General features: G+C 48.5%; 24 protein-coding genes. 4 read left to right on the top strand and 20 right to left on the bottom strand.

Features of this window, described 5'->3' with window-relative positions:
* Positions 1 to 43 precede the first annotated feature (43 nt).
* Together mfd and Q1A40_RS00860 are read left to right on the top strand one after the other, a co-directional pair.
* Positions 44 to 3490: a transcription-repair coupling factor gene (gene mfd / locus Q1A40_RS00855; protein WP_299996544.1), complete on the top strand. Its 3447-nt coding sequence runs from the start codon at positions 44 to 46 to the stop codon at positions 3488 to 3490.
* A 196-nt stretch (positions 3491 to 3686) separates the two neighbouring features.
* On the top strand, positions 3687 to 4658 hold the full coding sequence (locus tag Q1A40_RS00860) for a L,D-transpeptidase family protein (RefSeq protein ID WP_299996546.1): 972 nt from the start codon (positions 3687 to 3689) through the stop codon (positions 4656 to 4658).
* A 291-nt stretch (positions 4659 to 4949) separates the two neighbouring features.
* Here the strand turns inward: Q1A40_RS00860 and Q1A40_RS00865 are convergent, their stop codons facing one another.
* A complete protein-coding gene (locus tag Q1A40_RS00865; protein WP_299996548.1) occupies positions 4950 to 5207 on the bottom strand; it encodes a YdgH/BhsA/McbA-like domain containing protein in 258 nt (85 codons plus the stop codon).
* A 244-nt stretch (positions 5208 to 5451) separates the two neighbouring features.
* On the opposite strand from Q1A40_RS00865, the gene Q1A40_RS00870 reads away from it, so the two are divergent.
* Positions 5452 to 6087, top strand: a complete 636-nt coding sequence (locus Q1A40_RS00870; RefSeq protein ID WP_299997815.1) for a TetR/AcrR family transcriptional regulator — start codon at positions 5452 to 5454, stop codon at positions 6085 to 6087.
* Positions 6088 to 6180: 93 nt separating this feature from the next.
* Here Q1A40_RS00870 and Q1A40_RS00875 read toward each other — a convergent pair whose 3' ends face one another.
* On the bottom strand, positions 6181 to 7074 hold the full coding sequence (locus Q1A40_RS00875) for a siderophore-interacting protein (protein ID WP_299996550.1): 894 nt from the start codon (positions 7072 to 7074) through the stop codon (positions 6181 to 6183).
* 359 nt (positions 7075 to 7433) lie between these two features.
* On the opposite strand from Q1A40_RS00875, the gene Q1A40_RS00880 reads away from it, so the two are divergent.
* Positions 7434 to 9632 (top strand): TonB-dependent siderophore receptor, encoded by a 2199-nt coding sequence (locus tag Q1A40_RS00880; RefSeq protein ID WP_299996552.1) that lies wholly within the window; start codon positions 7434 to 7436, stop codon positions 9630 to 9632.
* A gap of 47 nt (positions 9633 to 9679) precedes the next feature.
* Here Q1A40_RS00880 and Q1A40_RS00885 read toward each other — a convergent pair whose 3' ends face one another.
* From Q1A40_RS00885 to Q1A40_RS00970, 18 genes are all read right to left on the bottom strand, one after another.
* Positions 9680 to 10984: an NAD(P)/FAD-dependent oxidoreductase gene (locus tag Q1A40_RS00885; protein ID WP_299996554.1), complete on the bottom strand. Its 1305-nt coding sequence runs from the start codon at positions 10982 to 10984 to the stop codon at positions 9680 to 9682.
* Between the two features lie 234 nt (positions 10985 to 11218).
* Positions 11219 to 11761, bottom strand: a complete 543-nt coding sequence (ycfP, locus tag Q1A40_RS00890; protein ID WP_299996556.1) for an alpha/beta hydrolase YcfP — start codon at positions 11759 to 11761, stop codon at positions 11219 to 11221.
* A gap of 42 nt (positions 11762 to 11803) precedes the next feature.
* On the bottom strand, positions 11804 to 12829 hold the full coding sequence (gene nagZ / locus Q1A40_RS00895) for a beta-N-acetylhexosaminidase (RefSeq protein WP_299996558.1): 1026 nt from the start codon (positions 12827 to 12829) through the stop codon (positions 11804 to 11806).
* On the bottom strand, positions 12817 to 13662 hold the full coding sequence (gene thiK, locus Q1A40_RS00900; protein WP_299996560.1) for a thiamine kinase: 846 nt from the start codon (positions 13660 to 13662) through the stop codon (positions 12817 to 12819). Before thiK ends, nagZ begins: the two co-directional genes overlap by 13 nt.
* Positions 13640 to 14269 (bottom strand): penicillin-binding protein activator LpoB, encoded by a 630-nt coding sequence (gene lpoB, locus Q1A40_RS00905; protein WP_299996562.1) that lies wholly within the window; start codon positions 14267 to 14269, stop codon positions 13640 to 13642. Before lpoB ends, thiK begins: the two co-directional genes overlap by 23 nt.
* Positions 14266 to 14649, bottom strand: a complete 384-nt coding sequence (locus Q1A40_RS00910; protein ID WP_299996564.1) for a DUF1425 domain-containing protein — start codon at positions 14647 to 14649, stop codon at positions 14266 to 14268. Before Q1A40_RS00910 ends, lpoB begins: the two co-directional genes overlap by 4 nt.
* A gap of 7 nt (positions 14650 to 14656) precedes the next feature.
* The gene (gene hinT / locus Q1A40_RS00915) at positions 14657 to 15013 is read right to left on the bottom strand and encodes a purine nucleoside phosphoramidase (protein WP_299997818.1); all 357 of its coding nucleotides are present in this window, start codon (positions 15011 to 15013) and stop codon (positions 14657 to 14659) included.
* Positions 15014 to 15301: 288 nt separating this feature from the next.
* Positions 15302 to 16735 (bottom strand): PTS glucose transporter subunit IIBC, encoded by a 1434-nt coding sequence (gene ptsG / locus Q1A40_RS00920; protein ID WP_299997821.1) that lies wholly within the window; start codon positions 16733 to 16735, stop codon positions 15302 to 15304.
* Between the two features lie 296 nt (positions 16736 to 17031).
* A complete protein-coding gene (locus Q1A40_RS00925) occupies positions 17032 to 17817 on the bottom strand; it encodes a metal-dependent hydrolase (protein ID WP_299996566.1) in 786 nt (261 codons plus the stop codon).
* 10 nt (positions 17818 to 17827) lie between these two features.
* Positions 17828 to 18835 carry a DNA polymerase III subunit delta' gene (holB, locus tag Q1A40_RS00930; RefSeq protein ID WP_299996568.1) on the bottom strand — a complete coding sequence of 336 codons (1008 nt, stop codon included), beginning with the start codon at positions 18833 to 18835 and terminating at the stop codon, positions 17828 to 17830.
* Positions 18835 to 19473: a dTMP kinase gene (tmk, locus tag Q1A40_RS00935; protein ID WP_299996570.1), complete on the bottom strand. Its 639-nt coding sequence runs from the start codon at positions 19471 to 19473 to the stop codon at positions 18835 to 18837. The genes holB and tmk overlap by 1 nt, the downstream gene beginning before the upstream one ends.
* Complete coding sequence (gene yceG / locus Q1A40_RS00940; protein ID WP_299996572.1) at positions 19463 to 20485, bottom strand: cell division protein YceG; 1023 nt, start codon at positions 20483 to 20485, stop codon at positions 19463 to 19465. Before yceG ends, tmk begins: the two co-directional genes overlap by 11 nt.
* A 10-nt stretch (positions 20486 to 20495) precedes the next feature.
* Positions 20496 to 21296, bottom strand: a complete 801-nt coding sequence (gene pabC, locus Q1A40_RS00945) for an aminodeoxychorismate lyase (protein WP_299996575.1) — start codon at positions 21294 to 21296, stop codon at positions 20496 to 20498.
* A 98-nt stretch (positions 21297 to 21394) separates the two neighbouring features.
* Positions 21395 to 22636, bottom strand: coding sequence for a beta-ketoacyl-ACP synthase II (gene fabF, locus Q1A40_RS00950; protein WP_299996578.1), 1242 nt, complete (start codon positions 22634 to 22636; stop codon positions 21395 to 21397).
* An 85-nt stretch (positions 22637 to 22721) separates the two neighbouring features.
* On the bottom strand, positions 22722 to 22958 hold the full coding sequence (gene acpP / locus Q1A40_RS00955; protein WP_034456161.1) for an acyl carrier protein: 237 nt from the start codon (positions 22956 to 22958) through the stop codon (positions 22722 to 22724).
* 154 nt (positions 22959 to 23112) lie between these two features.
* Complete coding sequence (fabG, locus tag Q1A40_RS00960; RefSeq protein ID WP_299996594.1) at positions 23113 to 23847, bottom strand: 3-oxoacyl-ACP reductase FabG; 735 nt, start codon at positions 23845 to 23847, stop codon at positions 23113 to 23115.
* 12 nt (positions 23848 to 23859) lie between these two features.
* Positions 23860 to 24789, bottom strand: coding sequence for an ACP S-malonyltransferase (gene fabD / locus Q1A40_RS00965; protein ID WP_299996597.1), 930 nt, complete (start codon positions 24787 to 24789; stop codon positions 23860 to 23862).
* A gap of 17 nt (positions 24790 to 24806) precedes the next feature.
* A complete protein-coding gene (locus tag Q1A40_RS00970; RefSeq protein ID WP_299996600.1) occupies positions 24807 to 25760 on the bottom strand; it encodes a beta-ketoacyl-ACP synthase III in 954 nt (317 codons plus the stop codon).
* Positions 25761 to 25765 lie beyond the last annotated feature (5 nt).

A 25765-nucleotide genomic window follows, 5' to 3' on the forward strand; every position in this document is an offset into this window, starting at 1 on the left:
GCCCTCAGCGCGGCACCCAACTTACGAGATTGTGACGCTTTTTATGCCTGAAAATTATCGTTATTCCTTACCCGTTAAAGCAGCCGAGCAACGCGTTCTCGGTGAGCTGCTGGGTTCTGCCTGTGCGACTGAAGTAGCAGAAATCACTGAACGTCATGATGGACCAGTGGTACTTATCACCCCGGACATGCAGAATGCCTTGCGGCTGCATGACGAAATTTCACAATTTACTGATTCGCTGGTCGTCAGTCTGGCAGACTGGGAAACACTGCCTTACGACAGTTTTTCACCACATCAGGAAATCATCTCTTCCCGACTGGCAACGCTGTATCGGCTGCCGAATATGAAGCGTGGAGTCCTGATATTACCGGTGAACACGCTGATGCAGCGGGTTTGTCCGCACAGCTATCTGCATGGTCATGCTTTGGTGATGAAAAAAGGCCAGCGCCTGTCGCGCGATAACTTGCGCGCTCAGCTGGAACAGGCGGGATACCGTAGTGTCGATCAGGTGATGGAGCATGGGGAATTTGCCACGCGCGGCGCGCTATTAGATCTCTACCCAATGGGCAGCGAACATCCCTACCGCATCGATTTTTTTGATGATGAGATCGACAGTCTGCGTATCTTTGATGTCGACTCACAACGCACGCTAGATGAAGTCGAGGCGATTAACCTACTTCCCGCCCACGAGTTCCCGACAGATAAAAATGCGATTGAACTGTTTCGCAGCCAGTGGCGCGATAAGTTCGATGTAAAACGTGAGCCTGAACATATTTATCAGCAAGTCAGTAAAGGAACGTTGCCCGCGGGTATTGAATACTGGCAGCCGCTGTTTTTTAACGAGCCATTAGTAACACTTTTTAGCTATCTGCCAGCCAATACGCTACTGGTTAATACCGGCGATTTAGAGAGCAGCGCTGAACGTTTCTGGCAGGATGCCGAGGCTCGTTTTGAAAATCGCCGCGTTGATCCGATGCGTCCTCTGCTGGAACCACAGATACTCTGGTTACGCCCGGACGCCCTGTTCAGTGAATTAAAAGCCTGGCCACGCGTACAGCTTAAAACAGGAGTCCTGCCATCTAAAGCGGCCAACGTCAATCTGGGTTACCAGCCACTGCCTGAACTGGCGGTTCAGGCACAGAATAAAGCCCCGCTTGATAATCTGCGTAAGTTTCTTGAAAACGCCATTGGACCGGTCATTTTCTCGGTTGAAAGTGAAGGACGCCGTGAAGCTTTGGGTGAGTTATTAGGGCGTATTAAAGTCTCGCCTAAACGTATTTATCGTCTTGATGAAGCTTTAAAAACCGGCACTTATTTGATGACGGGTGCCAGCGAACACGGCTTTATTGATACCTTACGTCAGCGGGTTCTGGTATGTGAAAGTGACCTGCTGGGTGAACGAGTGAGTCGACGCCGCCAGGACAGTCGCCGAACGATTAATCCGGATACCCTGATACGGAATTTGGCAGAACTGCACCCTGGTCAGCCTGTCGTACACCTTGAGCACGGCGTTGGACGTTATCTGGGCCTGACAACCCTGGAAGCCGGGGGTATTACTGCCGAGTATCTGATGCTGACCTATGCCGGAGACGCCAAGCTCTATGTTCCGGTCTCTTCTTTGCATCTCATTAGCCGTTATGCCGGAGGTGCCGATGAAAATGCGCCGCTGCATAAACTCGGGAGTGATGCCTGGACCCGTGCCCGACAAAAAGCAGCCGAAAAGGTCCGTGATGTTGCAGCAGAGCTGCTCGATATCTATGCGATGCGCGCAGCGAAAGCCGGGTTTGCCTTTAAGCACGACAAAGAACAGTATCAGCTATTTTGCGATGGTTTTCCGTTTGAAACCACACCCGACCAGGCACAGGCGATTAACGCTGTCCTCAGCGATATGTGCCGCCCATTAGCAATGGATCGTCTGGTCTGTGGTGATGTGGGTTTTGGTAAAACAGAAGTGGCGATGCGTGCAGCATTCTTAGCCGTGGAGAACTACAAACAGGTTGCCGTTCTGGTCCCCACAACACTGCTGGCACAACAGCACTTCGATAACTTCCGCGACCGCTTTGCAAACTGGCCGGTACGCATTGAAATGTTGTCGCGCTTCCGCAGTGCGAAAGAGCAAACGCAAATTCTGGAGCAAGCACGCGCGGGCAAAATCGATATTCTGATTGGTACCCATAAGCTGCTACAAAGCGATGTTCACTGGCACGATCTCGGTTTATTGATTGTGGATGAAGAGCATCGCTTTGGTGTCCGTCATAAAGAACGCATTAAAGCGATGCGGGCTGATGTTGATATTCTGACGCTGACAGCCACGCCTATCCCGCGAACACTGAATATGGCAATGAGTGGCATGCGAGATTTATCGATTATTGCCACCCCACCCGCCCGTCGTCTGGCGGTTAAAACCTTTGTTCGTGAGCATGATAATTTGATGGTTCGCGAAGCTATTTTGCGTGAAGTTTTGCGCGGTGGTCAGGTCTACTATCTGTTTAATGACGTTGAAAATATTCATAAGATGGCGACTAAACTCGCAGAACTGGTGCCAGAAGCCCGTGTTGCTATTGGTCACGGTCAAATGCGTGAGCGGGAACTGGAACGGGTAATGAATGATTTCCATCATCAGCGCTTTAATGTTCTGGTTTGTACCACAATAATCGAGACGGGTATCGATATTCCAACCGCCAACACCATTATTATTGACAGGGCCGATCACTTCGGTCTGGCACAATTACACCAGCTTCGTGGGCGTGTTGGTCGTTCACATCACCAGGCTTATGCCTGGCTGTTGACCCCTCATCCCAAAGCCATGACGACCGATGCCCAAAAACGACTTGAAGCGATTGCTTCACTGGAAGATTTAGGTGCTGGTTTTGCGCTGGCAACCCATGATCTGGAAATTCGTGGTGCCGGTGAGTTGTTAGGTGACGATCAGAGTGGGCAAATGGAAACTATTGGCTTCTCTTTGTATATGGAACTGCTGGAAAATGCAGTAGATGCGCTGAAAGAAGGTCGGGAACCCTCACTGGAAGATTTGACCAATAGCCAGACGGATGTTGAATTACGCATGCCTTCACTGCTACCGGACGACTTCATTCCGGATGTAAATACTCGTCTTTCATTCTATAAGCGCATTGCCAGTGCCAGACAAGCCAATGAACTCGATGAGATAAAAGTCGAATTAATCGATCGTTTTGGCCTGCTGCCTGATGCCGCTCGTTATCTTCTTGATATTGCAGCCTTACGTCAGTTAGCCCAAAAACTGGGGATCCGTAAAATTGAAGGGCACGAAAAAGGTGGTATGATTGAGTTTGCTGAGAAAAATCATGTTGATCCGGTATGGCTGATAGGCTTACTGCAAAAACAGCCCCAGCATTACCGGCTCGATGGCCCGACACGTTTGAAATTTACTCAAGATTTAGCCGAGCGTAAAACACGTATCGAGTGGGTGCGTAACTTTATGCGCGATCTGGAAGAACATGCCATAGCCTAATTTAACGTTAACTGCCTCGTAATTGGTCAATTACGGGGCAAAACGTCAATCTTTACACATTCTTTTCATTTCACCAGGTCTTTAAGACGCCAGCATGGCCGATAATCGACGTTTTAGCGTTTACTATAATATCCAGAATCATTCGAGTGACTTTCAAGGTAATTTGAACGATGACAGGTAAATCAAGGTAGCCACTATGTCTTTATCACGATTGTTTCCATACACCAGAAAACTCGCTGTACTTACTGTACTGATCGGTGCCACCAGCATCGTTATGCCGACTTTTGCGCAAGACTATTCGCTGCCTGCCGCAAACAGCAAGCTGATTGGTAAAAACCAGTATCATGTTGTTGAGGATGACGGTGGTTCGCTGGAAGCCATTGCTAAAAAGTACAATGTCGGTTTTCTGGCCCTGTTACAAGCCAATCCGGGGGTTGATCCCTATGTACCACGTGCCGGTAATGTACTGACTATTCCAACGGAAATGCTGCTGCCTGATGTACCCCGTGAAGGCATTGTGCTTAACCTGGCGGAACTTCGGTTATACTATTTCCCTGCCGGACAGAATAAAGTCACCGTTTATCCTATCGGTATTGGCCAGTTAGGCGGAGATACTCTGACACCGACCATGGTCACGAAAATCTCTGGTAAACGAGCCAATCCAACCTGGACTCCAACCGCAAATATCCGCGCCCGTTATCTTGCCCAAGGCATCAAATTACCGGCTGTTGTTCCGGCTGGTGATGATAACCCTATGGGGCATCATGCTATTCGTCTGGCTGCCTATGGTGGTGTTTATCTGATCCATGGAACCAATGCCGATTTCGGCATCGGTATGCGTGTCAGTTCCGGCTGTATTCGTCTGCGTGATGGCGATATTAAAGAGTTATTCGAAAGCGTACCTGTCGGTACATCTGTACGGATTATTAATGAGCCAATCAAAACCTCGATTGAACCTAATGGAAATCGCCTGGTTGAAGTTCACCAGCCACTGTCAGAGTCAATTGACGATGATCCACAATTGCTCCCTATCCAGTTAAACGGTAAAGCAACACAGTTCCGTAATTCGCAAGAAACTGATGCCGGAGTGATGGATAAAGCGATGGAGCATCGTTCAGGTATGCCTGTAGAGGTTAAAACCCATCTCCCGACAGTGGAAAATATCTAATCCCGTCTTAGTCACCCCCTCAATGCGTGCTGCCTGGCTTGATCTGGTGCACGCTTTGAAGGACTTGAGTTTCTGGTACCTGCCTGCTCTTACTGTCAGATGGATACGCGTTAACATCGGACATCATCATGATGAATCATGTCACATTACGCTAATACCAGCGGGTATATAAAAAAACCTCCTGCAGTCGAAAGAGACAACAGGAGGAGAAATGCTCATGGCAAAGAATCTAGCGAATAACAACAAAGAGGAGAGTAATAATGAATAACAAGATTGACTGATAAACAAAAACTACTGATAAACAACCGCAGTACCGTGCAGAAGATGGTTACCCACTGCTGAAGTGATCCGGAATGAGGTTCCCCCCAATCTGTCTGCTTTCTCACCCAGTTTCTCTTCTAAAGAACCTAAATCACTCAGCGTTGTTGCACCTATAATGCCAATTTGCTGTTGATTCTGTGGTGCTTCAGAAACCTGAACCGCCGCAACACTTGCAAAAGAGAGTGAGGACAGAAGGACGGTTGCAAAAAGTGCAGATGATTTTTTCATGACAGTTGCCTTTCAGTAGAGGATATATTTCTTGAATCGATTAAATTAACGATTGATAGGTTAATCATAATAGTGATTCAGATCACATGTCAATATTTTATTATCGATCGTTAATCAATTTGTTAATATGTGCCATTCTTCTGTCATATCTCATTCTTATCTTGCATAAAAAGGCACTGGATACTCTGAACTATTATTTTTATAATGATTATTCATTAATAGTTTTGACAGAGGAAACGGCATGATGGAAACCACAATCAGTGGCAGTAAAAAAAGCCGTGGACGGCCTAAAACATTTGACCGGGAAGATGCGCTGGAAAAAGCCATGACACTCTTCTGGCAGCATGGATATGAAGGCACATCGCTGTCAGACTTGGTTGCCGCTACTGGGGCAAAAGCACCGACTCTTTATGCAGAATTTACCAATAAAGAGGGATTATTTCGTGCCGTACTTGAGCACTACATCACCCGTTTTACCCGCCAGTATGAAACCTGTTTATTTGGTGAAACGGGGTCTGTCACTGAAGTACTGGAAGTCTTTCTGACAAGAATAGCCAAATGTTTTACTGCGGAAGATACACCATCAGGCTGCTTTATTGTCTCCACTTCTTCCGGTCTGGGCGCCTCTTCACAAGAGATAGCCAACATCATTAAAGCACGGCATATTCTGCAAGATGAGGCGCTGGCACGTTTCTTACGTGAGCGGCAACAACAAGGCGAACTGCCTGAACACTGCGATGTCAGCCACGTAGCTAAATACTTAAGTTGTATTATTCGCGGTATGTCAGTTTCAGCGCGGGATGGTGCGAGTGGTGAAGAACTGTTAAGTCTGGTAGCTACGACTATCAGATTATTACCCGGACTGATTAAAACCGAGTAGTCGGCAGGTTATTGTCAGAAAAATACCGGCCAGGTGCGTGGAATACAGCCGCGGATTTTGCATTCTGTTTGCAACGTCCACGGCTATTTTTGTCTAGTTACGAATACGTGCTTTTGCCCAGTAAGCCATAAAGTTAACTGCGTCCTGGTTCACCCCTCGTTCACCAATTAAGTAACGGCGCAACAATTTTACTGTAGTGGACTCCCCAGCGACCCAACCATAAAATTCTCGGTTATCTGAAGTGGCTTTATCCCACAAAAGCTCACCTTCTGCTTCTTCCTGAATGACGTTGTGCCGAAATCCTTCCGGAAGCCAGACCCTGTCCTTGACTGCCTTCACCAGACACTCGCCATAACGGGCATTGACTGGCGCACGGGGTAACCAATGGATCTCTGCGAAGCTGAAGCCGGTTAAATCAATGCAGTCCCCTGCCTCTGGTACTTCAAGGAAAGCCTGGATCCTGGGCGGTTCAGGTAGCTTCGCCAGCAATTCCAGAATACCACGTGCCGCGGGTAATGCCGTTTCATCGGCAATAATCAAACCATGCCGTAAACCCACCGGCGGCGTCCACTCATAGCCACCGCTGTCTTCAGGGTACTCAGCGTTCGGTGCCACTATCTGTAACCTTGCACCAGGTTCTGCATTAATCGCAAAAGCCGAGGCCGGGCCTTCTGCACCATGACTGACAAACTCTACGGTAAACTCTTCTTTTTCACGGTCGACATGACGTAAGGTATAGGTGCGCAAAATGGGGCGCTTCTCTTTGTCCATCGATTGCAGCAGATCGTACCACTTGCCATCATTTAGCAAGGCTGACGGTGTACCATCCAGTGAAGGTAGCAGTAGCTTGATCCGCTGATCGGGTGAATCACATTTCATGTAACCAACATCTTTTCCTGTAAAGATCAGGCTCAACAGTGAAGGGGAAATAGCTGACTTACGCGCCAGTTGAACATTAAACAGGCGATAGCCCTGAACTCCAGCCATAAATTCTCTTACCTTTTGTTTTTAAAGCAAAATAGTCATTTCTCAACTACATCAGTGCTTACCAGATCACCGCTTGCCCTTTAAAAATCCGAAACAGGCTAAATAAAATCCGCCAAGGTTTACCAGACCTCTGGATAACAGGGCATTTTTGTTAACTTATTTTTGGTTATTTTAACAATCATTATTGATAATGATAAGAATTATCGTCAAGATTCACGTTATCACAAATTATGAATTTTTGTGATGTTAGCGCTACAGAATGTAATACATCCGGCCATTACGTTTGCTGTGGCATCTTTAAATGAATAAATGTCGTGTTTTGACACTGATAAAGATTCAGTGCCTCTGAAGGAAAAATAATGACGAGTAACAAAAAAACCAAGTGGGTACTCAGTCCCCTGCTTCTCGCCATCACAGCCCCCGGTTTCGCACAGCAGACTCATGAAGAAGATATGGTTGTTTCTGCGAGCCGTAATAATCGTACGGTTGCCGAAATGGCACAGACCACCTGGGTGATTGAAAATGCTGAACTGCAACAGCAAATCGAAGGTGGTAAAGAGTTTAAAGACGCTTTAGCCCAGCTGATCCCAGGCCTGGATGTCAGTAGCCAAAGCCGGACGAATACCAGTATGAATCTGCGCGGTCGTCCGGTCGTTATTTTGATTGATGGTGTACGTCTGAATTCTTCGCGCACCGATGGTCGTCAGTTAGATTCTATCGATGCTTTTAATATTAATTATATCGAAGTCATCTCAGGTGCGACCTCGCTCTACGGCGGCGGCAGTACTGGCGGCTTGATTAATATTGTGACCAAAAAAGGCCAGCCTGAAAGTCAGCTCGAATTTGAAACCGGCCTGAAGAGCGGTTTTAAGAGCAGCAAAGATCATGATGAGCGTGTTGCTGCCGCGATATCAGGGGGCAATGAGAAAATTTCCGGACGTATGTCGGTCGCCTATCAGCAGTTCGGCGCCTGGTATGACGGTAGCGGCAAACAAGCCCTGATGGATAATACCCAGACCGGCTTGCAGCACTCGGACCGACTTGATGTGATGGGTGCCGGAACCTTACATATTGATGAACACCAGCAATTACAGGTGTTAACCCAGTACTATAAGAGTAAGGGGGATGATGATTATGGTCTCTATCTTGGCAAAGATTTCTCTGCCATTACGGGTACCACTAAGCCCTATGTCAGCAAGGGCCTGAACTCTGACCGTATCCCGGGGACGGAACGTCATCTGATCAGCCTGCAATATTCCCATAATCAGTTCCTTGGTCAGGAACTGGTCAGCCAGATTTATTATCGGGATGAGTCCCAGACCTTCTATCCCTTCCCGTCATTGAACGGCAGTAAACAAGTGACGGCCCTGTCATCATCCCAGCAAGATACCGCTCAGTACGGCGCGAAATTGACGCTAAACAGCCAAGTACTGGACAATCTGCAGCTCACTTATGGGTTAGACGCCGATCATGAACGTTTTACCTCTAACCAAATGTTCTTTGATTTGGCGAAAGCAAACGCTTCAGGTGGGCTGGATAATCAGCAGATCTATAAAACAGGCCGCTATCCCGGCTATGATATTACTAATGTTGCAGCCTTCTTGCAGTCAAGCTATGACTTTAACGACATCTTTACCTTCAGTGGTGGAGTGCGTTATCAGTATACCGAGAACCAGGTAGACGATTTTATCGGTTACAGCCAGCAACAGGCGATTGCAGCTGGCAAAGCCACCTCCGCCGATGCCATTCCGGGCGGTTCAACCGACTATGACAACCTGTTATTTAACGCCGGTGTCCTGGTACATCTGACTGAACGTCAGCAAACCTGGCTCAACTTCTCACAGGGGGTTGAACTGCCTGATCCTGGTAAGTATTACGGTCGTGGAGCCTATGGCGCTGCCGTGAATGGCCATCTTCCGCTGACTAACAGTGTCAATGTCAGCGACAGTAAACTGCAGGGTATCAAGGTTGACTCCTATGAGCTCGGCTGGCGTTACACCGGCGACAATCTGCGTACCCAGGTTGCAGGTTACTACTCCCTCTCTGATAAAAATATCATCAGTAATTCCGATCTGACTATCAGTGTGGTTGATGATAAACGTCGTGTCTATGGCGTAGAAGGCTCGGTTGACTACTTTATCGCCGACAGCGACTGGAGTACCGGTGCCAATTTAAACCTGCTGAAAACCGAGGCAAAAACCAATGGTCAGTGGAAGAAAGCAGATGTAAAAACCGCCAGTCCGTCAAAAGCGACAGCCTATGTTAGCTGGGCTCCGGATGTGTGGGTACTGCGTCTGCAAAGCACCACGTCGTTTGGCTTAAACGACGCCAGCGGGCAGAATATCAGCGGTTATAGCACCTTTGATTTACTGGGAAGTTATCAGTTACCTGTCGGTAAACTGAGTTTCAGCGTTGAGAATCTGTTAGACCGCGAATACTCCACGGTCTGGGGTCAGCGTGCCCCTCTGCACTACAGCCCGGGATATGGTCCGGCCTCTTTGTATGACTACAAAGGTCGGGGTCGTACTTTTGGGGTGAACTACTCAGTACAGTTCTAAAACAGTTTGCCCGGCGATTGCCGGGCAATATCTTGAAAAGGCGGAGATTAGTGCAGCTTAAGGCGCGGACGAATCACGCGGTTGATACTCCCCACCACCATCATCAATCCCGTCTTCAAATAGCCGTGTAGTGCAATTTGATGCATACGGTACAGCGAGATATACACCACGCGCGCAATACGTCCTTCCACCATCATAGAGCCGCGCATCAGGTTACCCATCAGGCTTCCTACGGTTGAAAAACGTGACAGCGATACCAGTGAACCGTGATCTTTATACACATAAGGCTTCAGCGGCTGACCTTTCGTTTCGGCAATAATATTGCTCAAAGCACGGGAAGCCATCTGATGTGCAGCCTGTGCCCGCGGAGGAACAAATCCACCTTCCGGACGCGCACAAGAAGCACAGTCACCAATCGCGTAAATACTTGGATCGCGGGTCGTCTGCAGGGTAGGTTCAACCACCAGCTGGTTAATGCGGTTGGTTTCCAGGCCTGCTAAATCTTTCATAAAATCAGGCGCTTTAATACCTGCCGCCCAGACCATCAAATCTGCGTGAATAAACTGACCGTCTTTGGTGTTCAAGCCATCAGCCTGTGCGCTGGTTACCATCGTTTGTGTCAGCACTTTAACACCAAGTTTGGTTAACTCACTATGCGCGGCCGCGGAAATACGTGGCGGTAATGCAGGCAGAATACGCTCTCCCGCCTCTACCAGCGTCACATTTAACGCATCACGGGTCAGGCCTTTATAACCGTAGCTATGCAGTTGCTTCACCGCGTTATGCAGCTCCGCTGATAATTCAACACCCGTGGCCCCTCCGCCAACGATAGCAATGTTAACCATCTCGTTAGCATCACCCTGCGCAGAATATTTCAGGAACAGATTCAGCATTTCAGTATGGAATCGGCGCGCCTGATGAGGGTTGTCGAGGAAAATGCAGTTTTCTTTCACGCCAGGGGTATTAAAATCGTTAGACGTACTGCCCAGTGCCATGACCAGCGTATCATAAGGTATCTGACGTTCGCCAACCAGCAGATCGCCCTTCTCATCACACAGCTTATCAATTGTCAGTGTTTTGGCCTCGCGGTCAAGATTGGTTACCGATCCTAACTGGAAATGGAAGTGATTATTACGCGCATGAGCCAGATAACTGATTGCATCGACACCTTCGTCCAGTGAGCCGGTAGCCACTTCATGCAGCAGCGGTTTCCAGAGATGACTGTGGTTACGGTCAACCAAAGTGATTTCTGCTTTATTACGACGACCCAGTTTTTTCCCTAATTGTGTTGCTAACTCAAGGCCTCCTGCCCCGCCACCAACAATCACTATTTTTTTCAACGATGTAGTCACTTGGACCCCCAAAATATTAACCAAATGTTAATTAAAAGTTATCGCAATAACCCTTAATTAACAATGGTTTAGACAGTATGATTTACTGCGATAAGAAGAATAACACGAAGGACAAAATGCTCACACCAAAATTGATATTTATCAATTTTTTTAGCATCTGAAACAAAAAAACTCGCATAAAAATGCGAGCTTTTTAGCATCACCAAAAGAGGACTGGCAATAAAACGTGAGCGATTAGCCCAGGGTTTTAAATGCCTTAATACGTTGTAAGTGTGGAGAAATATTTTTAAATTTGTGCCCCTGTTCCTCATCCCAGATGATTTCATAGTAGGGATCTAAGGCTTGCGCTGCACGCGAGTTATCCAGTAACTCATCTTTACGGGATAGAATCACCAGACAGCGATCGCGATTTTTCTCACGAAAATTGCTGACGCACTTGGTGGCAATATCGGCATACTCTTCCGGCCTGTCAATCTTGCCTTCCATATTTTCATGGGGATAAAGGTTAGGGTTAAACATCACCTGACGCATATCACAGAGAAAACCAATACGCTCAGCCCAAAATCCGCCAAGTCCTACTCCACAAATGAGTGGCCGTTCATCATCCGTGAGTTGCTGCATTTTATGGACTTCTTTCAGCAAATGCTGCATATCGTGCTTGGGATGCCGCGTGCTATAGCTGATAAGCCGTACATCGGGATCAATAAATTGAAGTTGCAGTACTTTTTCATGGTTACCGGGACTGCTGGAGTCAAAACCGTGTAAATAGATAATCATTGCATCCCCATCGTATAATGACAGACCGAATTGTCAGAAAAATCAGGCATTTGCTTTCTTAGCAAGCCATTGTTCATACAGTGCTTCCAGTTGCTGGTTTACCTGTTTCCAGCGCGCCGATGACTGTAATTCCTGACGCGTAAATGTCCCTCTATGATACAAATTTGTCAGACGCTCAACTTTGACCGGTGACAGGTTATCCAACACACTTATTGCTCCTTTAGGATTATTACAGACCAGTACCATATCGCAACCTGCGTCCAGTGATACCTGAGCCCGTTCAGCATAACTGCCCATGACAGCGGCACCTTCCATCGACAAATCATCCGAGAAAATCACACCGTTAAAGCCTAGCTCACCGCGTAGCACGGTTTTTAGCCAGTGTGCTGAACCGCTGGCCGGTTTGTCATCAACCTGTTGATAAATCACGTGTGCTGGCATAATAGCATCGAGCTTATTGTCGCGGATGAGCGAGGCAAAAATACGCATATCATGCTGGCGAATTTCCGCTTCCGGACGAGAGTCATGCGGTGTTTCTTTATGCGAGTCAGCACTGACTGCACCATGTCCGGGAAAATGCTTACCGGTCGTTTTCATTCCCGCAGCATGCATCCCGTCAATAAATCCACTCGCAACCTGTAACGCCTTTTTCGGTTCAGCATGCCAGGATCGTTCACCGATAGCAGCACTTACGTGGCCAATATCCAGCACAGGAGCAAAACTGATATCGATATCCATCGCTATCATCTCGCTAGCCATTAGCCAGCCTGCTTCTTGCGCCAGTTTCGCTCCGGCCTCCACCCCTAGCAAAGCTGCAAATGACTGTGCTGCGGGCAAACGGGTAAAACCTTCACGAAAACGCTGTACCCGCCCGCCTTCCTGATCAACAGCAACGACCAAATGATTCCGTGAGGCAGCGCGGATTTGACGCACTAACTCTCGCAGCTGTGCCGGGTCATGGTAGTTTCTGGTGAAGAGGATAAGCCCGCCAACCAGCGGACAATCCAGAATTTCGCGCTCTTCAGCGGTCAGTTCAAAACCCGCCACGTCCAACATTACCGGACCCATATTTTCTCCTGATATTTCATCTCTTGCCACGCCTTGTCGGCCAGGGCGGCAAACTGTGGTTGATTCGTTTGTTGCCAGCGGCATTCATACCATGAAGCAACAAGTAGTTTTACCCAGGGTTGCCAGCGCGCTATCTGGTGATATAACTCAGTCAGATCCAAATGGGCAAGACGAGCATAATGGGATAAAAAATCATCGTCAGCAAAGGTGTTACAGTCAAGAGCCGTCGCCAATTCGAGTCCAATATCACCATCACCCGCATATTCCCAGTCAATCAGCCCCAATCCCTGCGTCTGCCGGATAAGATTGCCAGCATGGACATCCATGTGTAATGGCGCAAGTCTCAAGGGTCGCGGCTCTTTCATCGCCAGTAAATACTTTAAGGTCGCCAGCCAGTAGGCCGTACGTCGCGCAGGCGAGCTTTGCTGCCAGTAATAGCTCAGTAACGGCGCAACTCTGACCCGCCAGCCGAAAAGAGGTTGTCGGTGTAAAAGATGCAAGAGACGGGCAAGTTCGCTTGCCGGCAATGGCCCTGACCAGGGTTCGCCTTCCAGCCAGTGGCTCAATAGCCAGCCTTCCGCCAGGACATAAGGCTGTGGAGCCATTCCGGGGGGCAGTTGTTTCAGTACTTTGTGATAACGATGTAAGGACAATCCCGGTAGCCGTTGTTCGGGCAACCTTCGGGCATTAAACCTCCCCCGATCCGTTTTCACACAAAAACTGGTACCACTCAGTCCCCCGAGGGCAGAAAAACAACCGGTGGCATCAGCCACCGGTAAATATCGTGCAATTACGCTCTCAAGAGAGGTATCAGTTGGTTTGCGAAACAGCACTGTTACCTGACCAGATTATCTCGCCAGTTTGTACCAGCATGAGTTGCATTTTTAACGTCGGAGCATTCACATTACCACTGGCATTGCTATACAGCACATATTTCGCGCCCACCTTACGTGCGATCCCAATGGCTTTACTGCGGCTACCGAGGCTGTCTTGTGGTGATAAGCCCAATTGCTGCTTCGCAAGCGCAAGCTGCTGGGTCGAAACCAAGATAAAGGTACGATTATTCGCCATCGCATCAACTAAGGCTTGTGTCGCACTGCCCGTTTGCAGGCTACCATTGGTCCGGTTATTAACCTGGTCGACCAGTAATACGCTGCCCGGCGTCACACCATCGGCCTGCAATATTTGATTAACCAGAGGGCTAATAGCGCTACTCCAGGCATAGGTACGTACTGTAGGCACAGCCGGGATCGTCGGTTCTGGTAGTTCAATCGTTTTAAGATCCGGAATAACAGGAACAACAAGTGGTGGTGCCTCGACAGCCACCGGATCCTGGTTAGCGGGTTCAACCGGCGCCGGGGCTTGTTCTGTAGTCACACACCCTGCAAGAACCAGTGCCAAAGCTGAAACGGTCAGGTGACGATAAATCCCCTTGATCACAATTCACTCCTTAACGAGAGAAAAAGACGCACTTTACTGGCATCAGGATTAAACAGCGTGGACTGAATTTGTTTTCCGGACGCTGCTTCGAGCGTTATCATCTGAACTTTTTCAGCCGGATGAATTTCAAGCCCTTTGTCGTCATACCAGTAAAAACGATAGTAGAGTTGGACTGGATGCTGTTTTTCATTATACAGCGAGGAGATTGCAACAGCGGTTCCGTCCCTTTGTGACAGGGTCGGACTACTGGCGCGAATGCCGGCCGCCAGAATAGCGCCTTCCATCACCAGGGTTTGAGTATCACTTACGGGTATAGCCGGACGTGAACTGCATCCTGCGATAGCTAACACCAGCATTAAAAGACCAAAAGTCTTGTGCATTGTCGTATTACGCTTTCGTCGCAAGCATAGGGCCCAGCGGACGGCCACCCAGCAGATGCATATGAATATGGTAAACCTCTTGGCCACCATGGCGATTACAGTTCATTATCAAACGATAACCGTCTTCAGCAATCCCTTCCTGTTCAGCTATTTTAGCGGCGACAGTAAACAGACGTCCCAGGGCGGCCTCATGTTCAGCCTTCACATCATTTGCCGTTGGGATCAAGATATTCGGTATTATCAGGATATGACTGGGCGCCTGAGGCGCTATATCTCGAAATGCTGTGACAAGTTCATCCTGGTAAAGAATATTGGCTGGAATTTCACCGCGAATAATTTTACTGAAAATGGTTTCTTCGGCCATCGGTAGTCCCTGAAATAAAAGATCGATAACAAGAGTATGAGCGAGGCAGAGTTCTGACTCAACCTTCAGCCACACTTTCTTTACCCGATAAGGCATTTTCTCACCAAAAAATGCTGATTATCAAGTGCATGGATTAACTGACTTAAAGAATGGATGACGAAGAAACAAGCATAATACAGGAGGGGAAGCGTGAAAAAAGATTTTTGAATCGGGTGAAAAGCGCATCATTCTCTTCTCATCCAAGCGATCCGGGAAGAAAATTTCTCCCCGGATAAAACAACTTAACGATTAATTGTTACGGATCCATTCATCCATTTCAGTTTTTAAGTTGTCAGATTTGGTGCCAAAAATAGCCTGAACGCCAGAACCTGCAACGACAACACCTGCCGCTCCAAGCTTTTTAAGTCCGGCCTGATCGACTTTAGCTACATCTGCAACGCTAACACGCAGGCGGGTAATACAAGCATCAAGGTTGGTTATATTCTCTTTACCACCAAACGCGGCCACAAGATTGGGTGCCATTTCACTGTTCACGGTCGATTTGCTCTCTTCAACGGTATCTTCGCGACCCGGCGTTTTCAAATCAAGCGCACTGATAAGAACCCGGAACACGGTGTAATAAACCACGGCATAGCCTGCACCAACAATTGGGAATAACCACAATCTGCTGCTGTTACCAGACAAGATAATAAAGTCAATTAAGCCGTGTGAGAATGAGGTGCCATCACGCATACCCAGCAGAATACAAATTGGGAATGCCAGACCTGCCAGTACCGCATGAATGAAGTACAGGATTGGTGCAACAAACATAAATGAGAATTCAATCGGCTCTGTTATCCCGGTCAGGAATGAAGTCAGGGCCGCAGAGATCATAATACCGCCAACTTTGGCACGATTCTCTGGTTTCGCTGAATGCCAGATAGCGATCGCCGCTGCAGGCAAGCCATACATTTTAAACAGGAAACCACCAGACAGCATACCTGCCTTTGGGTCACCCGCCATATAGCGAGGGATATCACCGTGGAACACCTGGCCTGCCGCATTGGTATATTCACCAATTTGCATTTGGAAAGGTACGTTCCAGATATGGTGCAGACCAAACGGCACCAGGCAGCGTTCAACGAAGCCATAGATACCAAATGCCAGAACCGGGTTCTGATAAGCCGCCCACTCAGAGAACTCCTGAATCATTGTACCGATCGGAGGCCAGATAAAGGACAAAACAATGCCCATAAAAATCGCAGCCAGACCAGAAATAATTGGGACAAAACGTTTGCCCGCGAAGAAACCTAAGTATTCCGGCAATTTAATGCGATAGAACCGATTAAACATATAAGCGGCTATTGAACCAGCAATAATGCCTCCCAATACGCCCGTATCAGCAAGGTGCTTAGACTCAATATCCTGTACCGACATATGCATCACCAATGGCGCAACCACAGTCATGGTTTTGACCATAATTCCATAGGCAACAACAGATGCAAGAGCAGCAACACCATCGTTATTGGTAAACCCTAAAGCCACACCAATAGCAAAGATAAGCGGCATATTGGCAAACACTGAGCCGCCCGCCTCCGCCATTACGTGAGAAACAACCAGCGGTAACCAGGCAAAGTTTGCAGAACCAATGCCTAACAGTATCCCGGCGATTGGTAGCACGGATACGGGTAGCATTAGCGATTTGCCGACCTTTTGCAGGTTAGCAAATGCATTTTTAAACATCATTGAGAGTGCTCCTGAGTGGACTTTTTTAATATAAAAATGGCTAAGGACAAAAAAATCAGCCCTTTTAAGCCGGGCATCTGTGTGCCCCTGCATTTATTACGAAGGGTAAAATAAATAGCAGCAACATTGTTTGATGGCTGTCACACTTTTCATTAACGTCAAATGCTAATGCCGATAAAAGAACCTATTCAGACCCTTTTTGATGCAAAAAAAAGCGCACACCTCCTTAAAATGAAGCGTGCGCCTGATTTCTTCGTCAATTATTACGAAGGTCGAATTAATTATCAAACATATTATTGTTCTGGCAGAGAAACCCCGAATAAGTGACTGAAGTTACGGGTTGTAGCTGTCGCAAGCTGTTCGAGAGAAACCCCTTTCAGCACCGCCATATACTCTGCAATATCACGTACCATCGCAGGCTGGTTCTCTTTGCCGCGATGAGGGACAGGAGCCAGATAAGGGGAGTCCGTTTCTATCAGTAGTCTGTCAAGTGGCACATAACGCGCTACGTCACGCAAATCTTCAGCATTGCGGAAAGTCAGGATCCCGGAGAACGAAATATAGAATCCCATATCCAACAACGCTGCAGCCGTCGCTTTGTCTTCAGTAAAGCAGTGCAATACCCCACCGCAGTCCATGACTTGCTCTTCTTGTAAAATAGCCAAAGTGTCAGCTCGCGCATCGCGGGTATGAACAATCACCGGTTTCTTCAGTTCACGGCCAACCTGGATATGGTAACGGAAGGATGTCTGCTGCTGCTGTTTAGTTTCTGGAGTATAAAAGTAGTCCAGCCCTGTTTCGCCCATTGCCACTACACCCTGCTCTGCTGCCAGGTTTCGTAACGCGTCAATGGAATAGGCTTTATCCTGATGAAGTGGATGTACGCCGCACGAGAATGCCACATCATTACGCTCGCCGACTAACTGACGCATCGACTGGTAACCCTCAAGGGTGGTGGCAACGGCCAGGCAGAATTTGACCTCGCGGGCCGCCGCCTTTTTCAGAACATCATCGACGTTTTTATGTAAAGACTGATAATCAAGACCATCAAGATGACAATGTGAATCGACCAAAAACATATATTTACTCTTAGATAGGGTGTGAAGGAAGCATTGAACCGGGTTGCATCAGGCGTTCCCATGTCAGCAATGTTTCTGTCAGGATAAGTTCACGATTCACACCTACTACATTCAGCAATGTTCCCCGGCACTGGAGCCAGGTCTGTAGCAAGCTATGAAGTAAGGCAGGTGAACCTTGCTGTGTCAGTTTTATAACCAGTGGCAAGTGGTCATTATTCGTTAGCCAGTCGGTCGCGCCTTGCTGATATTTTATCGCATCCAGCAAGAGTGCACAGAGCCAGTCCAGACTGCGTACCGCATCGTCATGATTAAATTCGGACAGTAACGCTAACATATCGCCAGAGTCACAAGCGATATTCAGACTGTCACTCAGTTTCTCACGTTGTTTCCATAACGCCGGTTCCAACAACTGTAAAGCCGCTGGCGGCGATCCAGCGCTTAAACGTAATGCGGCGGTTAATGCGTCCGGAGTCTGTTGAATTTCCCGGGCAAGCCAGCTCCGGGCAAAAGATTCAGGCGGTGGCGCAAGGTGCCAACAGAGACAACGGCTGCGTAAGGTCGCGGGAAGATGTGCAGGTTCCGGGCTACTGAGAAAGAACCAGGTTTTGACAGGCGGCTCTTCCAGTGTTTTTAGCAGTGCATTTGCCGCCGCTTCCGTAAGTTTATCGGCCTGGGCAATACGGATCACTTTATTGCCCCCCTGCTGGGAGTGGCTGTAAAGTTTTTCTGTTATCTCACGAATAACATCAATACCTATTGTTGACTTGCCTTTCTCCAGTCCAATTTCATAGCTATCGGGATGAGTTCCCGCCTGCATTAACTGGCAGCTATGGCATTCGCCACAGCTCTTATTACCCAGAGGTCGCTGACACATTAGCCAGCGACAAAGAGCATAAATCAGCGCATCGTCTCCCATACAGGGTAAAGAATGAACCAATAAGGCATGGTGTCCGCGGCCCGCCTGATACTGGCTGATTAGCTGCTCAAAAGGCGCGCGTAACCACGGATACCATTTCATCAGACTTGCTCCTGATACCAGTCAATCACGGTCTGACGAATTGTCTGTGAAACCTCGTCCAGCGAGCCGGTCGCATCGATAACCTGAATATGGCTATCAGCTTGCGCCAGCTCAAGATAGCGCTGCCGTGTGCGGTTAAAGAAATCGAGTGATTCTTGCTCTATTCTGTCCAGCTCGCCACGAGCACGAGCACGACCCAGCCCGACTTCAGGTGTGACATCCAGATACAGTGTCAGGTCAGGATGAAAATCCCCCAGCACCGTGTTCCGCAGCGCCATCAACAAGTTCTTATCGATACCCCGACCACCGCCCTGATAAGCCTGGGTTGAGAGATCGTGCCTGTCACCGATAACCCACTGTCCGCTGGCAAGCGCTGGTTTAATCACCGTTTCAACCAGCTGGACACGCGCGGCATAAAACATCAGCAATTCTGCTTTATCCGTGACTTTTTCATCACCGATACCACGGTTATTCAGGGTCAGTTCGCGTAAACGCTCTGCCAGTGGCGTGCCGCCAGGTTCACGGGTAAAAGTCAGACAGTTGATCCCTAAGTCTTTTAAAGTTGCCACCACCACATTATGTGCATTGGTTTTACCTGCGCCTTCCAGACCTTCGATAACAATAAATTTACTGTCCATTTTTTTCCTTGAGTGATTTGATATATACCTGAACGGCCTTGTTATGGTTAGTCAGATTGGTGCTAAAGGTGTGGCCTCCTTTACCATCTGCGACAAAATAGTAATAAGGTGACTCCCCTGGATGTGCGGCGGCCTGTAACGAAGCTTTGCTTGGTAATGCAATCGGACCAGGGGGCATGCCACTGATAACATAAGTATTATAAGGTGTCGGCGTATCGAGATGTTTACGTGTTAACCGCCCCGTATAAGCATCACCAAGACCATAGATAACGGTAGGATCGGTTTGCAGACGCATACCGGCCCGCAAACGGTTCATAAACACCGATGCCACATTTTCCCGTTCCTCAGCCAGCGCGGTTTCCTTCTCAATAATCGAAGCCATCGTCACCAGTTCATTCTCGGTTTTGTAGGGAAGATCTTTGGCCCGCCCTTTCCAGGTCTCAGTGACGGTGTTTACCATTTTCTGATGCGCGCGCTTGAGTAGTGCCACATCCGTGGTATCCGCGGTATACATCCAGGTATCAGGATAAAACCACCCCTCTATTTGGTTTGGGTCATCAATACCCAGAGCTTTAGCTACCGTCGCATAATTATCGTCGGCAAGGGTATGCTGGATAAAAGGTGCAGCACGTAATTGTTTCAGTAAGTCACTTAATCGCATCCCTTCAATAAAACGTACTGGAAACTGTGCTTCTTTGCCGCTTGCCAGTAATTGCAGCATATCGCTGACGGTCATGCCTGGCGACAGGCGATAGGTACCTGCTTTAAATTGCGCGAGTTCAGGTTCAACCCGCAGTAACCACTGAAAGACTCGCGGGCGAGTAATCAGCTTCTCTTTATAGAGTTGATTTCCCAGCGCCAGCCGACCGGTGCCTGCTTTAAGGGTGAAAAAGGTGTCTTGCTGGATATCAATCGGGCTATTAGCCAGTTGACGCACTTTCATCATACCTACGCCGGCAACGACAGCCAGCACAACCAGGATGAACAAAAGGAGCAGTAAGAATTTTTTCATCGGTAATCAATTACTCACATAATGGGGCTAAAAAATGATACAGCGCGCCGATCGGGTAATGCCAGTTTTCAACCTGTCTGACCGGAATAATCGGCATCAGAGCATTACAGATTATCACTTCATCGGCATCCGCAAGCGTTTCCGGCGGTTCACTGACTTGTTCACAGTGCCATCGACTGCCTTTTAAGTAGCTCATAATACGCTGGCGCATAGTACCATTGACACCAGACTTATCCACATAAGGGGTAAAAACCTGTTCTCCCTTACGCCAGAATAAATTGGCCGCACAACATTCTACCAGCCATCCCTCACTGTCAAGAACCAGCGCTTCTTCGGCGTCAGTCTGCTCAAGGTGTGTTCGAATCAGGACTTGTTCAAGACGATTAAGGTGCTTAATTCCCGCAAGCATTGGGTTCTGCCCCAACCGAACAGGGCTCAGAGCAAGTTTAATACCCTGTTTACGCCAGTGATGATAGAAAGCCGGACGCGGGAAAACGGACAGTATACGCGTAGGGTTATCACAGTGGCTGGCACTGTATCCCCGTCCACCGCTGCCACGAGAAATAATCACCTTGAGTACACCATCAGGTGTCTCACTGGCCAGCATATTCATTTCATGTTCAAGTTTCTGCCAGTCAACTTTCGTTATCAGTAGCACTTCGCATGCTTGCTGCAAGCGACGTAAATGATCGGGTTGATGACAAATCGCTCCTGAGAGGATACGTGCCGTCGTAAAACACCCGTCACCAAACTGGATTGCACGGTCGCTGGCGTTAATTTCGCTTTGCCACTGGCCATTGATGAGATGCATATAAGAACCCTCAGTACAGAATGGGATAATACCGGCGGGGTAAAGGAGGGAAGCTCTGGATAGCAGAGCCTGTGAACAGGCCCGACTATTTATACGGTTTAAATCTTTTTAAAGATCAAAGAGCCGTTGGTGCCACCAAAGCCAAAAGAGTTACACAGTGTGTACTCAAGGCCTGCGACCTGGCGTGCTTCATGCGGAACAAAATCTAAATCGAAACCAACATCCTGGTTATCGAGATTGATTGTCGGCGGGACCGCTTGATCGCGCAAAGCCAGAATAGTGTAAATGGACTCCACCGCGCCAGCCGCACCTAACAAGTGACCGGTCATTGACTTGGTTGAGCTAACCAGAACACGGCTGGCATCTGCACCAAATATGGTTTTTACCGCCTGGGCTTCGGCTTTATCGCCTGCGGCTGTTGAGGTACCATGCGCGTTCACATACCCCACTTTCCCGGCTTCGATACCCGCATCACGCAATGCATTTTCCATTGCTAATGCAGCACCTGCACCATCTTCTGGCGGCGAAGTCATATGATAAGCGTCACTACTCATGCCAAAACCGACAACTTCAGCATAAATTTTTGCGCCACGCTTTTTGGCATGTTCATACTCTTCCAGGACTACCACACCTGCTCCATCACCCAGTACAAAACCATCACGGTCTTTGTCCCAGGGACGACTTGCAGCCTGAGGATTATCGTTACGCGTTGACAGCGCACGAGCAGCCCCGAAGCCTCCCACACCCAAAGGTGTACTGGCTTTTTCTGCGCCACCCGCCAGCATTGCATCCGCATCACCATAGGCGATAATCCGTGCAGCCTGACCGATGTTATGCACACCAGAAGTACAAGCAGTCGCAATTGAGATGCTAGGACCACGCAACCCAAGCATAATCGTCAGATGGCCAGCGACCATATTGACAATAGTAGAAGGAACAAAGAAAGGGCTGATCTTACGCGGACCACCGCTAACTAACGCTGAGTGGTTTTCTTCGATAAGACCAAGACCACCAATACCCGAACCGATCGCGGCTCCAATACGGGGGGCATTTTCTTCCGTTATTTCCAGGCCAGAATCCTGCATGGCCTGCCAGCCTGCAACGATTCCGTATTGAATGAAGGCATCCATCTTACGCTGTTCTTTGCGTGAGATAATGTCATCACAGTTAAAATCCTTTACTAAGCCTGCAAATTTTGTTGCATAGGCGCTAGTATCAAAATGGTCGATCAGGCTGATGCCACTCTGACCGGCAAGGAGAGCTTTCCAAGTAGACTCTACGGTATTGCCGACAGGAGACAACATGCCCAGTCCGGTCACAACTACACGACGCTTAGACACGTTTGTCCTCCAGGGAGGGATTAATTACTTGTGGGACAATTCAGATAAAACACAGGCGGTCGAATGACCGCCTGGAGATGCTCACTTACGCCTGGTGACCGTTGATGTAATCAATGGCAGCCTGAACGGTGGTGATTTTCTCAGCTTCTTCGTCCGGAATCTCAGTATCAAACTCTTCTTCCAGAGCCATTACCAGCTCAACGGTGTCAAGAGAATCAGCGCCCAAGTCCTCAACGAAAGAAGCGGAGTTGATAACTTCTTCCTGCTTAACGCCCAGTTGCTCACCAATGATTTTCTTAACACGTTCTTCGATAGTGCTCATACTCTTAAATTTCCTATCAAAACTCGCTTACGCGATGGTTTTCGTAGTGTATAAAATGCTGAAAAAGATGCAACTAAATCTAGGCTAATCACACCATGATTTTACGTTATTTTGCGGCTATTCGCCCAAATAACGCAAATATTTTTCACCATGGTTAAACCATATACATTCCACCATTGACGTGCAGGGTCTCACCAGAGATGTACCCGGCCTCGTCAGAGGCTAAAAATGCAACAGCGCTGGCGATTTCCTTTGCGTCGCCTAAACGACCCGCAGGCACCTGCGCCAGGATACCCGTACGCTGTTCATCAGATAGCGCACGCGTCATGTCCGTCTCAATAAAGCCCGGAGCAATGACATTCACTGTAATACCGCGTGACGCAACTTCACGTGCCAGCGATTTACTGAAGCCGATCAGACCCGCTTTCGCCGCAGCGTAGTTGGCCTGACCTGCATTTCCCATGGTACCGACCACAGAACCGATAGTGATAATGCGACCATGACGTTTTTTCATCATCGCACGCAGTACCGCTTTTGACAGTCTGAAAACAGATGACAAGTTAGTTTCGAGAATATCGCTCCACTCATCATCTTTCATACGCATCAGGAGGTTATCACGAGTGATTCCGGCATTATTCACCAAAATATCAACTTCACCAAATTCTTTACGAATGTTTTCCAGCACCGAGTTAATAGAATCCGGATCGACAACATTCAGCATAAAGCCTTTACCATTAGCGCCTAAGTAGTCGCTGATAGCCTGTGCACCGCTTTCGCTGGTTGCAGTACCGATGACTTTTGCACCACGAGCAACCAGTGTCTCAGCGATTGCCCGGCCAATACCGCGACTTGCACCCGTAACCAGCGCAATTTTTCCTTCAAAACTCATGGTATTCCTCTGTTATTGCTCAAGTGCTGCTGACAAGGATGCTGGCTCATTAATCGCCGTCGCCGTCAGACTATCAACAATGCGTTTAGTCAATCCTGTCAATACTTTACCCGGACCGACTTCCAGCAAATATTCAGCGCCCTGAGCGGCAATAAATTCCACCGACCGAGTCCACTGTACCGGACTATAAAGCTGACGAACTAACGCGCTACGAATCGCTTCAGGCGAGGTTTCACATTTTACGTCAACGTTATTTACAACCGGTATATTTGGCGTATTAAAAACAATTTTGTCTAATGCAACAGCCAGTTTATCGGCTGCCGGTTTCATCAGTGCACAATGTGATGGCACACTCACCGGTAATGGCAGCGCACGCTTGGCCCCTGCGGCTTTGCAGGCAGCTCCCGCACGCTCAACCGCTTCTTTATTACCCGCAATAACAACCTGACCGGGAGAGTTAAAGTTAACCGGAGAAACAACCTCGCCTTGTGCTGATTCAGCGCAAGCCTTGGCAATTGCGTCATCATCCAGGCCAATAATAGCGTACATTGCGCCAGTACCTTCCGGTACTGCATCTTGCATCAGTTTACCACGCAGTTCGACCAGACGAACGGCATCAGCAAAATCAATCACACCCGCGCAAACCAGCGCAGAGTATTCACCGAGACTGTGTCCTGCCAGCAGAGCCGGTACAGCCCCCCCCTTTTGCTGCCACAGACGCCATAATGCCACGGACGCGGTTAACAGCGCCGGCTGGGTCTGCCAGGTTTTATTCAGTTCTTCTGCTGGGCCATTCTGGGTCAGAGACCATAAGTCATAGCCCAGAGCGTCAGACGCGTCCTGGAAAGTTTGCTCTATAATCGGATTGTCTGCCGCCAGAGATGCCAGCATACCAACCGTTTGAGAACCCTGCCCTGGAAATACCATTGCAAATTGAGTCATCGTGAACATTCCTTTAATCAAAAACGAACCAGAGCAGAACCCCAGGTAAAACCACCGCCGAAGGCTTCGAGCAGTACCAGGTGACCCGCCTTAATTCGGCCGTCACGTACTGCTTCATCCAGTGCAGCCGGGACTGATGCCGCCGAGGTATTACCGTGACGGTCTAAAGTGACCACCACGTTATCCATCGACATTCCCAGCTTTTTCGCCGTCGCGCTGATAATACGCAGGTTTGCTTGATGAGGAACCAACCAGTCAATCGCCTCGTGACCCAAGTTATTTGCAGCCAGCGTTTCATCAACGATATGAGCAAGCTCAGTCACTGCAATTTTAAATACCTCGTTACCCGCCATAGTCAGATAAATCGGACTTTCAGGATCAATGCGTGAGGCATTCGGCAGCGTCAGTAACTCACCATAGCTACCATCTGCATGTAAATGCGTTGAGATAATGCCAGGCTCCTGAGACTGTCCCAAGACGACTGCACCGGCAGCATCACCAAAAATAATAATTGTGCTGCGATCGGTGGGATCGCAGGTTCGGGCTAATACATCCGAACCAATCACCAGGGCGTGTTTCACCGCACCTGATTTGACATACTGATCGGCAATACTGAGCGCATAAGTGAACCCTGCGCACGCAGCAGCAACATCAAACGCCGGACAGCCTTTAATTTCCAGCATAGCCTGAATTTGGCAAGCCGCACTTGGAAAAGCATGTGTTGAAGACGTGGTCGCCACAATAATCAGACCAATATCTTGTTTATCGATACCTGCCATTTCCAGCGCGCGTGTCGCCGCGGCATAGCCCATCGTTGCCACTGTTTCGTCCGGCCCGGCGATACGACGTTCGCGAATTCCGGTCCGCGAGACTATCCATTCGTCAGAGGTATCCACCATCTTTTCCAGACAAGCGTTGGTCCGTACCTGTTCAGGCAGAAAGCTGCCCGTACCAATAATCTTTGTATACATGTCTG

It is taken from the genome of uncultured Cedecea sp. (assembly GCF_947498825.1).
GTDB lineage: Bacteria > Pseudomonadota > Gammaproteobacteria > Enterobacterales > Enterobacteriaceae > JGM124.